The following is a 13,163-nucleotide window of genomic DNA, read 5'->3' as shown; positions in this document are numbered from 1 at the left end:
TCTAACGGCATGTTCGGCAAGATCGCGGCCTTCGAGCTGCGCTACCAGCTTCGCCAACCGATCTTCTGGATCGCCGGGCTGATCTTCTTCTTGCTGGTGTTCGGGGCTGTCGGCATCGACCGCGTGCAGATCGGCGCCGGCGGCAACGTCCACAAGAATTCGCCCCAGGCCATCGGCCAGATCGTCATGGTGATGACGGTCTTCTTCATGTTCGTCTCCACGGCCTTCGTCGCCAATGTCGTGGTCCGCGACGAGGAGACGGGTTTCGGGCCGATCGTCCGGTCCACGCGGATCGGGAAGTTCGACTATCTGTTCGGCCGCTTCGCCGGCGCCTTCGCGGCCGTGGCGCTGGCCTTCCTGTTCGTCCCCGCCGCGATCGTGGTCGGGTCGCTGATGCCCTGGGTCGATCCGGAGACCATGGGTCCGAACCGGCTGGCCGACTATGCCTTCGCCTATGTCTGGCTGGCTTTGCCCGGCCTGTTTCTGACCTCGGCCATCTTCTTCACCCTGGCCACGGTCACCCGCTCAATGATGGGCACCTACCTCGGCGTCGCCGGGTTCATGGTGGCCTACCTGGCCATGAACGTCGCGCTGCAGGACCCGGACAAGCTGCAGCTCGCCTCGCTCGTGGAGCCGTTCGGCCTCGCCGCCTGGGAGCTGGCGACCCGCTACTTCACCGCCGCCGACTCCAACAGCCGCATGCCCGACCTCGTCGGGCCCCTGCTCTGGAACCGCCTTATCTGGCTGCCGGTCGCCTTCGCCTGCCTGGCCAGCGCCTGGTTCACCTTCCGATTCGAGGCCAAGGCCGGCCGCGTGCGCAAGCCGGCCGCCGTGGCCGAGGCGCCGCCGTCAGCGCCCGCCGGCCGCCGACTTCCGGCCCCGGGCCGCGGCCTGGAAGTCGCGTGGGCGCAGCTGCTGAAGCGCACCCGCTTCGAGATGGGCCAAGTGTTCAAGAGCCCCGCCTTCGCGGTGCTGCTGCTGCTCGGCCTGTTCAACAGCCTGGGCAGCCTGATCCTCGGCGACGAGCTCAGCGGCGCGAAGCTCTACCCCGTCACCCGCTGGGTGATCGGCACGCTGCAGGGCAGCTTCAGCTTCCTGGTCGTGATCGTCGCGGTGTTCTACGCGGGCGAACTGGTCTGGCGGGAGCGGGAGCGCAAGACGCACGAGATCGTCGACGCCACGGCGGTCCCCGACTGGGCCTTCGTGGTCCCCAAGACCCTGGCCATCGCCCTGGTCCTGATCGCCATGCTGCTGGTGAGCGCGGCGGCCGGCGTCGTGGTGCAGATCTCCAAGGGCTTCTACGATCTGCAGCTCGACAAGTACCTCTACTGGTACGTCCTGCCGAGCGCGGTGGATTGGACGCTGATCGCGGTGCTGGCCGTGTTCTTCCAGGCGGTCTCGCCCCACAAGTTCGTCGGCTGGGGGCTGATGGTGCTCTACCTGGTCGCCGTCCTCACGTTCCCCACCCTCGGCTTCGAGCACAACCTCTACCTCTACGGCGGCCGCGTCCCGACCCCGCTCTCGGACATGAACGGCCAGGGCGACTACGCCCGCTTCGCGGCGTGGTTCCGCGCTTACTGGAGCGCCTTTGCCGTCATCCTGCTGGTGCTGGCCTATAGCCTGTGGCGGCGAGGGACCGAAACCCGGATGCTGCCGCGCCTCAAGCGCCTGCCCCGCCGCCTGCTGAGCCCCGCCGGAGCCATCGGCGCCGCCGCCGTCGCGGCGTGGATCGGCCTGGGCGCCTTCATCTACGACAACACCAACGTCATCAACACCTACCGGACCTCGATCGAGGAGGAGCGGTGGATGGCCGAGTTCGAGAAGGCGTTCCTCCGCTACGAGAAGGTCCCCCAGCCCTCGGTCACCGACGTCGCCCTCGACCTGGACCTCCACCCGGCCCTGCCGAAGCTGGTCACCGAGGGCGTCTACCAGCTGGTCAACGACACCGGGGCGCCGATCCGCGAGCTGCACGTGCGCCTCGCGCGCGACACCAAGGCCCTGCAGATGTCGGTGAACGGCGCCGCACGGGTCCGCACCTTCGACCGCTTCAACTACCGCATCTTCACCTTCGACACCCCGCTCCAGCCCGGCCAGCGCACCGCACTCTCGTTCCAGACGGTGATGCAGCAGCGCGGCTTCAAGAACTCGGGCAACACCACCCGCATCGTCGACAATGGGACCTTCGTGAACAACTTCGAGTTCGCGCCCGTCGTCGGCATGGATCGCGCGCAGCTGCTGCAGGACCGCGCCAAACGCCGCAAGTACGGCCTGCCGCCCCAGCTTCGCCCGCCGAAGCTCGAGGACCGCGCCGCCCAGGCCCGCAACTACCTGGCCAACGCCGACTGGGTAAACGCCGACATCCGCGTCACCACCGACGCCGACCAGACGCCTGTGGCGCCGGGCTACAGGATTTCGGACTCGATCAAGGGCGGCCGGCGAACGATCCGCTTCCGGACGGACGCCCCGGTGCTGAACTTCTTCTCGGTGCAGTCGGCCCGCTATGCCATCCGGCGCGAGGTCTACAAGGGGGTCGAACTGGCCATCTACTACGACCGCCAGCATCCCTGGAACGTTGACCGGATGATCAAGGCGCTGGAGACGGGCCTGGACTACTACCAGGCCAATTTCAGCCCCTACCAGTTCCACCAGGCCCGGATCATCGAATTCCCCGGTTACGAGCAGTTCGCCCAGGCGTTCGCCAACACCATGCCCTACTCGGAGGGCATCGGCTTCGTCACCGACAACACCGAACCCGAGAAGATCGACTACGTGACCTACGTCACGGCGCATGAGCTGGCGCACCAGTGGTGGGCCCACCAGATCATCGGCGCCGACATGCAGGGGGCGACCGCCCTCTCCGAGACCCTGGCGCAGTATTCCGCCCTGCTGGTCATGGAGAAGACCTACGGCCAGGCCGGCATCCGCAAGTTCCTGAAATTCGAGTTGGACCGCTATCTCCGCAGCCGCGGCGGCGAGCTGGTGGAGGAGCTGCCGCTGATCCGGGTCGAGAACCAGCCGTACATCCACTACCGCAAGGGCTCGCTGGTCATGTACCTGCTGCGCGATCGGATCGGCGAGGCCAAGGTCAACGCCGCGCTCCGCCGCCTCCTGGCGCAATACGCCTTCAAGGGCGCCCCCTACCCCCGCTCCCAGGACCTGGTCGACGCCCTGCGCGCCGAGGCCGGAAGCGACCCCGTGGCCCAGCAGCTCATCACCGACCTGTTCGAGAAGATCACGATCTACGACCTCTCGACCAAGACCGCGGCCGTGAAGAAGCGCGCCGACGGCCGCTACGACGTGACCCTGACCGTCGAAGCCAAGAAGGCCTATGCCGACGGCCGGGGCCAGGAGGCGCCGGCGCCCATCCCGGCCGGCGAGGTGTTCGATGTGGGCGTGTTCGACGCCGAGCCCGGCAAGCCCGGCTTCGCAGCGAAGAACGTCCTGGCCTTCCGCCGCACACCGCTGAGGTCCGGCCCGCAGACGATCACGCTCACCGTGGACAAGCCGCCCCGGTTCGCCGGCGTCGACCCCTACAACAAGCAGATCGACCGCAACTCGGACGACAACGCCATCCGCGTCGGGGATTAGCCGAGGTAGGCCAGCTCCGTGGCCTGATCCGGTCCCACCAGCACCAGGGTCATCACCAGCGCGGCCACCGCCAGCACACCGATCAGCGTCCCGATTTTCATCGTCCCCTCCATCCCGGGACGAACCTTGCAACGCCGGCGCCGCAGCGGCCTCCCCCGATCGGGGGCGTCTAGCTTGGCCTTGCATTGCGCGAACAATTGCGGAACATTGACGCGTCATGGCCCGCCCCTTCTCCGTCGAGGACGCTTCGCCCCAGGCCCAGCTCTGGCGCCCGGCGCCGGCGCCCAAGCCGCACTACGCCGGCCATCGCGAGCGGCTGCGCGAGCGCGCCGTGGCGGGCGGCTTGGCGGCCCTGCCCGACTACGAGGTGCTGGAGCTGCTGCTCTTCCGGACGATCCCGCGCGGCGACGTCAAGCCGCTGGCCAAGCAGCTCCTGGCCCGCTTCGGTTCGCTGGGCGGCGTGCTGGGCGCCACGGCCGACGAGCTGCGCACCGTGGCCGGCGTCGGCGAGGCGGTGGCCCTGGACCTAAAGCTGCAGCACGAGATCTCGCTGCGGACGGCCCGTGAACAGGTCGTCCGTCGGCCGGTGATCTCGTCGTGGGCCGCACTGCTGGCCTATGTGAAGACGGCCCTGGCGCATGAGGCGCGCGAGCAATTCCGCGTCCTCTTCCTCGACAAGAAGAACCAGCTGATCGCTGACGAGGTCATGAACCGCGGCACCGTCGATCACGCCCCGGTCTATCCCCGCGAAGTGGCCCGCCGGGCGCTGGAGCTTTCGGCCAGCGCCCTGATTCTCGTGCACAACCACCCCTCAGGCGATCCAACGCCCTCCAGCGCCGACGTGGACATGACCCGCCAGATCGTCGAGGCGGTCCGCCCTCTGCGCATCGCCATCCACGACCATCTGGTGGTCGGTCGCGACGGCGTGGCCAGCTTCAAGGCCCTCGGCCTGATGTGAGACGCCGGGCGCGTTTTTGCGCACGCGCCCGCCGTAACCGCCACAGTCCCGCCTCGCCTCTTGCGCACAGCGGCGTCGCGGGGTGCGATGGGCGCCCGATGCGGAGCGCGCCATGACGATCACCGCTGCCGAATGCGACCGCGTGCTGGTGCTGCAGGGCGGTGGCGCGCTGGGATCCTATCAGGCCGGCGTCGTCCAGGGCCTGGAGGAGGCCGGCCTCCAGCCGGGTTGGGTGGCCGGCATCTCGATCGGCGCCATCAACGCAGCCCTGATCGCCGGCAACCCGCCCGAGAAGCGCCACGAGCAGCTGGACGCCTTCTGGCGCCTGGTATCGTCCGCCGCGCCGGCGCCGCATGCGCCCTCCAATGAGCATCTGCGCGCCTATTGGAACGAGGTGGCCGCCACCTGGATCGCCGCGTTCGGGGTGCCGGGCTTCTTCACGCCACGCGTGCCCCCGGCGATCCTCTATCCGCCCGGCGCGCCGCAGGCGATCAGCCTCTACGACACCGCCCCGCTGAGGGCGACGCTGGAGGAGATGGTCGATTTCGACCGCATAAACTCCGGCGACATGCGGTTCAGCGTCGGCGCCGTGAACGTCCGTACCGGCAACTTCGCCTATTTCGACAACACCCACTGCCGCATCCGGCCGGAACACATCATGGCCTCGGGCGCCCTGCCGCCCGGCTTCCCGCCGGTAGAGATCGACGGCGAGCACTACTGGGACGGCGGCATCGTCTCCAACACCCCGCTGCACTACGTGCTGGACGAGGCCGGGGACCGCAACCTGCTGATCTTCCAGGTGGACCTGTTCAGCGCCCGCGGCGACATGCCCAAGACCCTCTTGGAAGCCGCGGAACGCGAGAAGGACATCCGCTTCTCCAGCCGCACCCGGCTCAACACCGACGTTCAAGCCCGCCTGCAGAACGCCAAGGCCGCGCTGCAGCGGCTGCTGGCCCGTCTGCCGCACGACTTCGACGGGCCGGAAGACGTCGCGCTCCTGCACGCCTTCGCCCAGGAGAACCGCATCGCCATCGTGCAGCTGATCTACCGGGCCAAGCTCTACGAGGGGAACTCCAAGGACTACGAGTTCTCGCGCGTCACCATGCAGGAGCACTGGCGCGCGGGCCTGGCGGATGTCCGGCGCACCCTCGGCCGCTGCGAGGCGCTGGCCCTGCCGGAACGGCCAGGCGTGGCCACCTACGACCTCACCGGCGATGGACGACCGGGCGTAAATCCGCCATGAGGCTTCGCTGCACTGCACAATAGCCAGACGGAGCCCGCCATGTCCCTGCAAGCCAAGACCGCCCTCGTCACCGGCTCGACCAGCGGCATCGGCCTGGCCATCGCCCGCGCCTTCGCCGAACAGGGCGCCAACGTCGTGATCAACGGCTTCGGCGACCCGGCGGCCATCGAGGCCGAGCGGGCCAAGATCGAGGCGGATTTCGGCGTGCGCGCCGCCTACGACGGGGCCGACATGACCGACGGCGAGGCCATCGCCGCCATGATCGCCAAGGCCGAGGCGGACTTCGGCTCGCTGGACATTCTGGTGAACAACGCCGGCATCCAGCACGTCTCGCCGATCGACGAGTTCCCGGTCGACAAGTGGAACCAGATCCTGGCCATCAACCTGTCGTCCGCCTTCCATGCCATGCGCGCGGCGATCCCGGGGATGAAGGCGCGCAAGTGGGGCCGGATCATCTCCACGGCCTCGGCCCACAGCCTTGTGGCCTCGCCGTTCAAGTCCGCCTACGTCGCCGCCAAGCACGGCATCGCCGGCCTGACCAAGACCGCAGCGCTCGAGGTCGCCACCCACGGCGTCACGGTGAACTGCATCAGCCCCGGCTACGTCTGGACGCCGCTGGTGGAAAAGCAGATCCCCGACACCATGGCGGCCCGCGGCCTGACCAAGGAACAGGTGATCAGCGACGTCCTCTTGGAGGCCCAGCCCACCAAGCAGTTCGTCACCGTCGACCAGGTGGCCTCGCTCGCCGTCTACCTCTGCTCGGACGCCGCCAGCCAGATCACCGGCGCCAACCTCTCCATCGACGGCGGGTGGACGGCGGCCTAGCGGGGCCGCGCCCCCGCTCACCGGCCCGGCCTACTCCACCGTAAACGTCAGCCCCGCGTGTTGCTGCAGGCGGTCGACCAGCCGGCCCTGCAGAGCCGCGCCAGGGGTCCAGATCCCGCCCTTCACATCGGGAGCGTTCACCAGCGCGATCGCCGTCTCGGCCAGCATCTTGGACGTCGAGCCGTAGCCCGGGTCCTTGTCGCCCTTCACCGAAGCGCGCACCTGCCGCCCGTCGGCGCCGGTGGCCACGAACAGCACGTCGTAGAAGCCCGCCTCGCGCTCTTCCTTGGTCGGCCCTTCGCCCGGCTTCGGCCCGCCGCCCGGCAGGCTGCCCAGGTCGGTGAAGCCCGGGCCGCCCGCGCCCGGCGCGCCCATCACCATCTCGTCGTAGACGAAGTCCTTGCCGTAGGCGTGCCCCATCAGGAGGTTCGAGCGGTGCACGTTCTTGGTGTTGATGATCGCCATCATGAACGGCGCCACCGGCCCCACGTCGGGATCGTCGCCGGCGGCCGTGCCCGGCGGCTGGGCTGGCCCCTCGAAGCCGGGGGTCAGGCCGAACGGGCTCATCATCACCGCCAGTTGCGACGGGTCCTTCTGGATCGAGGCCATGGTGGCCGCCCCGCTGGCCGCGGTGCCGCCCGACAGGCCGCCCTGCATGCCGCGCACCCGACCCTTCACCCGCGGCGCAGGCGCGCCCAGCTTCGCCTTGGCGGCTTCCTGGGTGAAGTAGACGCCCAGTTCGAACGGGATGGAATCGAAGCCGCACGAGAACAGAATCCGCGCGCCCGAGGCCTTGGCCGCTGCATCGTGCGCGTCGATCATCCGGCGCATCCAGTTGGGCTCGCCGCAGAGGTCCAGATAGTCGGTCCCCGCCGCCGCGCAGGCCGCCACCAGGTCCGAGCCATAGAGCTGGTAGGGGCCGACCGTGGTGATGATTGCCTTCGCCCGGCCCACCATGGCCTTGAGCTGCGCCGCATCGCTCGCATCGGCGACCACCAGCGGAGTGTCCTTGGGGGCGGCGATCTCGTCGCGAACCTGCGCCAGCTTGTCGGCGGAGCGGCCCGCCATGGCCCACTTCACCTCGCCGCCCACGCCGTAGCGCTGCGCCAGGTGCTCGGCCACCAGGCGGCCGGTGTAGCCGGTGGCGCCATAGACGATGATGTCGAACTCGGCGTTAGGGTTCATGGGCGCTTCCTCGATTTGCTGGCGCGGACCTTACAAATTTACATCGTGCTCGCAACCGGGTCCGTTATCAGGGGACCATGACACCCGAGCTCGGCATCATCGAGGGCTTCTTCGGCCGGCCCTATTCCTGGGAGGAACGGGCGAGCCTGGTCCGCGCACTCGCCCCCGCCGGCTACGGCTTCTACCTCTATGCGCCCAAGGCCGACGCCCATCTGCGCCGCCGCTGGCGCGAGCCCTACCCCGACGCCGAGCTGCAGGCGCTGGCCGCCTTCGCCGATGTCTGCCGTCAGGCGGGGGTGCGGTTCGGGATCGGTCTCAGCCCTTACGAGCTCTTCCTCGGTTTCGACGCCGAGGCGAAGGCGGCGCTGGCCGCCAAGCTCGGCCAGCTCGACAGCTTGGGCCTCGCCGACCTTGGCGTCTTCTTCGACGACATGAAGGGCGACCTGCCGGACCTGGCCGAGCGCCAGGTCGAGATCGTCCACTGGATCGCCGAGCGCAGCACGGCCGCCCGGGTCATCGCCTGCCCCAGCTACTACACGGACGATCCGGTGCTGGATCGCGTCTTCGGCCAGCGACCCGCGAACTATCTGGAGGACCTGGGCGCCGGCCTCGACCCCGCCATCCAGATCATGTGGACCGGCGAGGAGGTCTGCGCGCGCGAGTTCTCCGCCGGCCACCTGGCCCGCGTGACCGAACAGATGCGTCGCAAGCCGTTCCTCTGGGACAACTATCCGGTCAACGACGGCCCGCGAATGAGCCGCCACCTGCACCTGCGGGCCTTCACCGGCCGCCCGTCGACCATCGGCCCGCACATCGCGGCCCACGGGATCAACACCGCCTCCCAGGCCGTGCTGTCGCAGATCCCCGCCCTGACCCTGGCGGAGAGCTACCGGGACGGAGCGGACTACCAGTACCTCGCCGCCTTCCGCCGCGCGGCGGTCGCGGTCCTCGGGCCGGACTTGGCGGACGGGGTCGAACGCACCCTGCTCCTGTTGGAAGACGCGGGCTTGGACGGGATCACCCCGGAGCAGAAGGCCCGCCTGCACGCCCGGTTCGCCGCCTTCGACCATCCGGCGGCCCGCGAGATCCTGGCCTGGCTGGACGGCGCCTTCGCCATCGGGGCCGAGGAGTTGCAGACCCAGTGATCAGCCGGCGCGGCCTTCTTTCGCGTCTCGGCCTGCTCGGGGCCGCGGGCGGGGCGCTGTTCCTCGTGCGCGACCGCCTGCCCTGGCCGCCACTGGAGCCCCGCTTCGCCAACGGCCGCGACACGCCGTGGCAGCCGCTGCCTGCCCGGGGCGGCCTGATCGACATCGCCGTGACGGTAAACGGCGCGCCCATCCGGGCGGTGGTCGATTCCGGCGCCCAGTTCTCGGCCGTCGACCGCGCTCTGGCCCAGCGCCTGGAGCTGCCGCGCACGGTGGCCGCGCCGATCCTGGCCTACGGGGTCAGCGGCGGGCCCAGCCTGACCCACACCGTCCGCCTGGACCTCGCCCTTCCCGGTCTCCACATCCCGCGGCTGCGGGCGGCGGCGCTGGATCTCGCCGCCATCTCGGCCGCCACGGGCCGCGACTTCCAGCTGCTGATCGGCCGCGACGTCCTGCGCCACATGGTGGTCGAGGCGGATTTTCCGCGGGCCCGCGCGCGCTTTCTGGCGCGGCACGCCCATCGCCCGCCCCGCGACGCCATCCAGGTTCCGCTGCGGCTCGAGGGGGGCGCCCCGATGGTCGCCGTCCATATCGAGGACGCCCCGCCCCTCGACGTCCTGGTGGACACCGGCGCCAGCGGCGTCCTGGCCCTGTCGGCGCCGGCGGCCGAGGACGCCGGCCTGCTGGCCCCTGGCCGCCGCGTGAGCTCGGCACATTCCGTCAGCCTGGGGGGATTGAGCCTGGACCGCATGGTCACGGCACGGACGGTCCGGCTGGCCGGCATGACGCTGCGCGACGCCGAGGTCCAGGTCTATACCCCGGCCGCCAACGCCCCGGCGCCCGCGGGCCTCCTGGGGACGGGGCTGTTCCGGCAGTTCCGCCTGTCCCTCGACCTCGCGGGCCAGCGGATGTTCCTGGCCCGGTCCGGACTAATCATTGTGCCGATGCCGGAACCCCTTGGCTAACGGGCCGTTTGGCCCTCCACCACGCCTCAAGGGAGAGCCTCCATGAAACGCGCCATGATGCTTGCGGCCGCCGCCGTAACCGCGATGTCGCTCGCCGCCTGCCAGCAGAAGGACGAGACCGCGACCGCCGCAGACCCCGGCACCTCGAACGAAGCGGTCAACGCCGCCCAGGACGCCACCTCCGCGGCCGTCGGGGCCACTGCGGCCGCGACCGTGGGCCAGGTGTCCACTGACGCCTTCGTCACCAACGCCGCCATCGGCGACATGTACGAGATCCAGGCCGGCCAGATCGCCCAGAAGAAGGGCCAGTCCCAGGGCGTGAAGGACTTCGGCAAGATGATGGTCACCGAACACACGGCGATGACCAACGAGATGAAGCCGCTCATCACCGCCGCCGGCAAGACCGCGCCGACCGGCCTCGACGAGCGCCGCAAGGGCCTGATCGACAACCTCAACGCCGCCTCGGCCGCGGACTTCGACAAGACTTACCTCGCCCAGCAGGAAGCCGCTCACAGCGAGACCCTGACCCTGATGCAGGGCTACGCCGACAACGGCGACGATGCGGGCCTCAAGGCCGCGGCCGCCAAGGCCGTGCCCAAGGTCCAGGCCCATCTGGACAAGGTGAAGTCCCTGCAGGCCGAGCCTGCCGCGGCGCCGGCTAAGAAGTAGCCGGCCCCTCCGGACACAGCGACGCCCGCCGGCGACGGCGGGCGTTTTGCTTTTGGGGTCGCCGTCGGCGCGATCTAGCTCGCGCGGCTGAGGGCCGTTGCGCGGGGCGCTGCGACGCAGCGCTTGATGGTCGCCATTAGGCCGGAGACCAGGATCGGCTTCGAGACGAAGTCGTTAAAGCCCAGGGCCACGTACTCGGCCGGCCGCCGCGAATAGACGTCGGCGGTGAGGGCGATGACCGGGATGTCGCGTTCCGGCCCGCTGGAGCTGCGCAGGCGCTCGATCACGTCCACTCCCGTCATCCCCGGCATGTGGATGTCGAGCAGCATGATGTCGAACGCCTCGACCGCGAGCCGCTCTAGGGCCTCCTGCCCCGAGCAGGCCATCACCGCGTCATGACCGAACGCACCCAGGATCTCCTGGACCACGCGCAGGTTCATCGGGTCGTCGTCGACATGCAGAACCTTCAGGGGCCTGCCGAAATCGACCGGGGTGTCCGGCACGGTGGAGCTCCGCGGAGCGGCGCCGGGAATGCGCCCGACTACGCCGCGAATCTGGCGATGGGAATTTAAGGTAAGACTGACAGACGTACTGAATCCGCGTTAACCGCGCCGAATTCTACGCCTCTTGAGATCTGCGGCGGCCGCGCACGCCCTCGCCGTAAGCTTCCGCCACGGCAATCGCGTCCCGGTTGCAGACTTCGATGGTTAAGGCGTGACGACTTCGTACGCCTCTTCTTGGCCCGTTCTAGACCAGTCGGGCGACCACGGCGATCAGCCCTGCAGCCGACGCAGCCATGGCCAGCGTCTCGGTGAGCCGGGACCAGCGGATGGCATATCGGACGCGCATCAGGCTTCTCCAAGCAGTTGGGGGCTCGCCACCCGGATCTCCGCACTCAGGGGGGAGGTTTGGTCGCGGAAGAGGCGGAAAGCGGCTGGGGCGGCCGCTGGGCCCTCCGGGTGGCGAGGTCTCGTGAATCCAGTTCCTGCATGTTTAGTAATTACTGGACTCCTCGCCGTCAACTACGTTTCGCGGGACTCTGTGGCGATATTGCGGAGGCCGGGTTGCGATCAGGCCAGGGCGAGGATGGGCGTGGTCTCCAGCGGCGCCGTGATCCGGCACACGACGCCGCCCGGCGCGAACTCCACGTCGGCGGATCCGCCCAGTTCGCTGCGGACGCCCTGGGTGAGCAGGCGCGAGCCGAACCCGCGGCGCTTGGGCGGGACTACCGGCGGACCGCCCTCCTCGCGCCATTCCAGCGCCAGCACCGACGCCGGACCGCCCGCCCGGATCTCCCACGACACCCGCACCTGGCCGGCCTCGTTGGACAGCGCCCCATACTTCGAGGCGTTGGTGGCGAGTTCGTGCAGCGCCATGCCCAGCGCAAGCGCCGCGCGGGCGTCCAGCCGCACGTCGGGCCCGCCGCGCAAGACCCGCGCCGCGTCGAAGGGCGCCAGCGCCACCTCGACGATCTTCCGCAGCCCCGCGCCCTCCCAGTTTTCGCGCGTGAGCACGTCGTGGGCCGAGGCCAGCGCCATCAGGCGGCCGGTGAAGATCTCCACCATCTCCTCCGGCGTGTGGGCCGAACGGAGGGTCTGGCGGGCGATCGACTGCACCGAGGCCAGGGTGTTCTTCACCCGGTGGTTCAGCTCGTTGATGAGCAGCGTGCGGCGCTCCTCGGCGCGCTTGCGCTCGTCGATGTCGAGCGCCGCACTCAGCGTCTTGATCACCCGGCCCTCCGCGTTCCGCTCGAAGGCCACGGCCCGGTCCAGCACCCACCGATAGCCCCCGTCCCGCCGCCGGACCCGCAGCTCGAACTCCTGCACGTCGCCGTCGGCGCCGGCGGTGAGTCGCTTCAGGCGCTCGGCGATCTTCGGGAAGTCGTCCGGATGGATCAGGGAGCGGATCAGTTCGCCGCCGCCAGCCATGAGCTCGACCGCGGAATAGCCGTAAACGCCCTCCGCGCGCCCGGCCGCCCAGGCCGGCCCGCCAGCCTGGAAGTCGTAGATGTAGTTCGCGGTCGGCGCGACGGCGTTGATATGGCTCAGCCGCGCCTCGTTCTCCCGCACCGTGCGGTCCAGGGCCTGGGTGTCGGTGACGTCGTAGAGGCTGACCACCGCGCCAGTGACGGCGTTGCGTCCGCCGCCGCGAGGCACGACGAAGATCCGGGCGTCGCGCCTTTCGCCCGCCGCATCCTCGACCGAGAGCTCGGCCTCGTGCGCCTCCCCGCCCAAGGCCCCCGCGAGGGGCGCCTCCAGCCGCGCCAGCAATGGGGGGCAGATGGCGTCGGCCAGGCGCTCGCCAGTGGCCGGGACGGTCCGCATCATCCAGCGCTGGAAGGCGGGGTTGGCGTAGTCGACGCCGCCGTCGCTGTTGACGGCGAGCACGCCCCAGGGGGCGTTGTCGGTCATGCGATAGAGGCTGGCGCGATCGATGGGCGGCTTGGCGGCGAGCTGGGCCTCCAGCTCCGCCACGCGGGCCGCCAGGCGCGCGTTCTCGCTTCTGAGCTCGTCGGACATTGTCCGCGCCCCCTAGCCTCCAGCCCTGTCCGACCCCCTCGAACCTAGCCTGAGCCTAGGGTTCTG

The 13,163-nt window shown here is 69.7% G+C and carries 10 protein-coding genes; 7 read left to right on the top strand and 3 right to left on the bottom strand.

The window, feature by feature from the left end:
• The first annotated feature begins 9 nt into the window (after positions 1-9).
• From A2790_RS03310 to A2790_RS03295, 4 genes are all read left to right on the top strand, one after another.
• On the top strand, positions 10-3,588 hold the full coding sequence (locus tag A2790_RS03310; RefSeq protein ID WP_293387558.1) for a M1 family aminopeptidase: 3,579 nt from the start codon (positions 10-12) through the stop codon (positions 3,586-3,588).
• Positions 3,589-3,805: 217 nt separating this feature from the next.
• Complete coding sequence (gene radC / locus A2790_RS03305) at positions 3,806-4,546, top strand: DNA repair protein RadC (RefSeq protein WP_293387556.1); 741 nt, start codon at positions 3,806-3,808, stop codon at positions 4,544-4,546.
• 112 nt (positions 4,547-4,658) lie between these two features.
• The gene (locus A2790_RS03300) at positions 4,659-5,789 is read left to right on the top strand and encodes a patatin-like phospholipase family protein (RefSeq protein WP_293387554.1); all 1,131 of its coding nucleotides are present in this window, start codon (positions 4,659-4,661) and stop codon (positions 5,787-5,789) included.
• A gap of 39 nt (positions 5,790-5,828) precedes the next feature.
• Positions 5,829-6,614, top strand: coding sequence for a 3-hydroxybutyrate dehydrogenase (locus A2790_RS03295; protein WP_293387552.1), 786 nt, complete (start codon positions 5,829-5,831; stop codon positions 6,612-6,614).
• A gap of 30 nt (positions 6,615-6,644) precedes the next feature.
• Here A2790_RS03295 and A2790_RS03290 read toward each other — a convergent pair whose 3' ends face one another.
• Complete coding sequence (locus tag A2790_RS03290) at positions 6,645-7,799, bottom strand: saccharopine dehydrogenase NADP-binding domain-containing protein (RefSeq protein WP_293387550.1); 1,155 nt, start codon at positions 7,797-7,799, stop codon at positions 6,645-6,647.
• A gap of 77 nt (positions 7,800-7,876) precedes the next feature.
• On the opposite strand from A2790_RS03290, the gene A2790_RS03285 reads away from it, so the two are divergent.
• Genes A2790_RS03285 through A2790_RS03275 form a run of 3 tightly spaced genes read left to right on the top strand, consistent with a single transcriptional unit; the run spans position 7,877 to position 10,578 of the window.
• Positions 7,877-8,944, top strand: a complete 1,068-nt coding sequence (locus tag A2790_RS03285) for a beta-N-acetylglucosaminidase domain-containing protein (RefSeq protein ID WP_293387548.1) — start codon at positions 7,877-7,879, stop codon at positions 8,942-8,944.
• A complete protein-coding gene (locus tag A2790_RS03280) occupies positions 8,941-9,909 on the top strand; it encodes a pepsin/retropepsin-like aspartic protease family protein (RefSeq protein ID WP_293387546.1) in 969 nt (322 codons plus the stop codon). The genes A2790_RS03285 and A2790_RS03280 overlap by 4 nt, the downstream gene beginning before the upstream one ends.
• Positions 9,910-9,951: 42 nt before the next feature.
• The gene (locus A2790_RS03275) at positions 9,952-10,578 is read left to right on the top strand and encodes a DUF4142 domain-containing protein (RefSeq protein WP_293387544.1); all 627 of its coding nucleotides are present in this window, start codon (positions 9,952-9,954) and stop codon (positions 10,576-10,578) included.
• Positions 10,579-10,652: 74 nt separating this feature from the next.
• On the opposite strand, the gene A2790_RS03270 is transcribed toward A2790_RS03275, so the two are convergent.
• Both A2790_RS03270 and A2790_RS03265 read right to left on the bottom strand, forming a co-directional pair.
• A complete protein-coding gene (locus tag A2790_RS03270; protein ID WP_293387542.1) occupies positions 10,653-11,081 on the bottom strand; it encodes a response regulator in 429 nt (142 codons plus the stop codon).
• Positions 11,082-11,648: 567 nt separating this feature from the next.
• Positions 11,649-13,097 (bottom strand): HWE histidine kinase domain-containing protein, encoded by a 1,449-nt coding sequence (locus A2790_RS03265; RefSeq protein WP_293387541.1) that lies wholly within the window; start codon positions 13,095-13,097, stop codon positions 11,649-11,651.
• Positions 13,098-13,163 lie beyond the last annotated feature (66 nt).

The organism is Phenylobacterium sp. RIFCSPHIGHO2_01_FULL_69_31, assembly GCF_001824475.1.
Taxonomy (GTDB): domain Bacteria; phylum Pseudomonadota; class Alphaproteobacteria; order Caulobacterales; family Caulobacteraceae; genus Phenylobacterium.
This window is presented reverse-complemented; position numbering and strand designations above follow the sequence as displayed.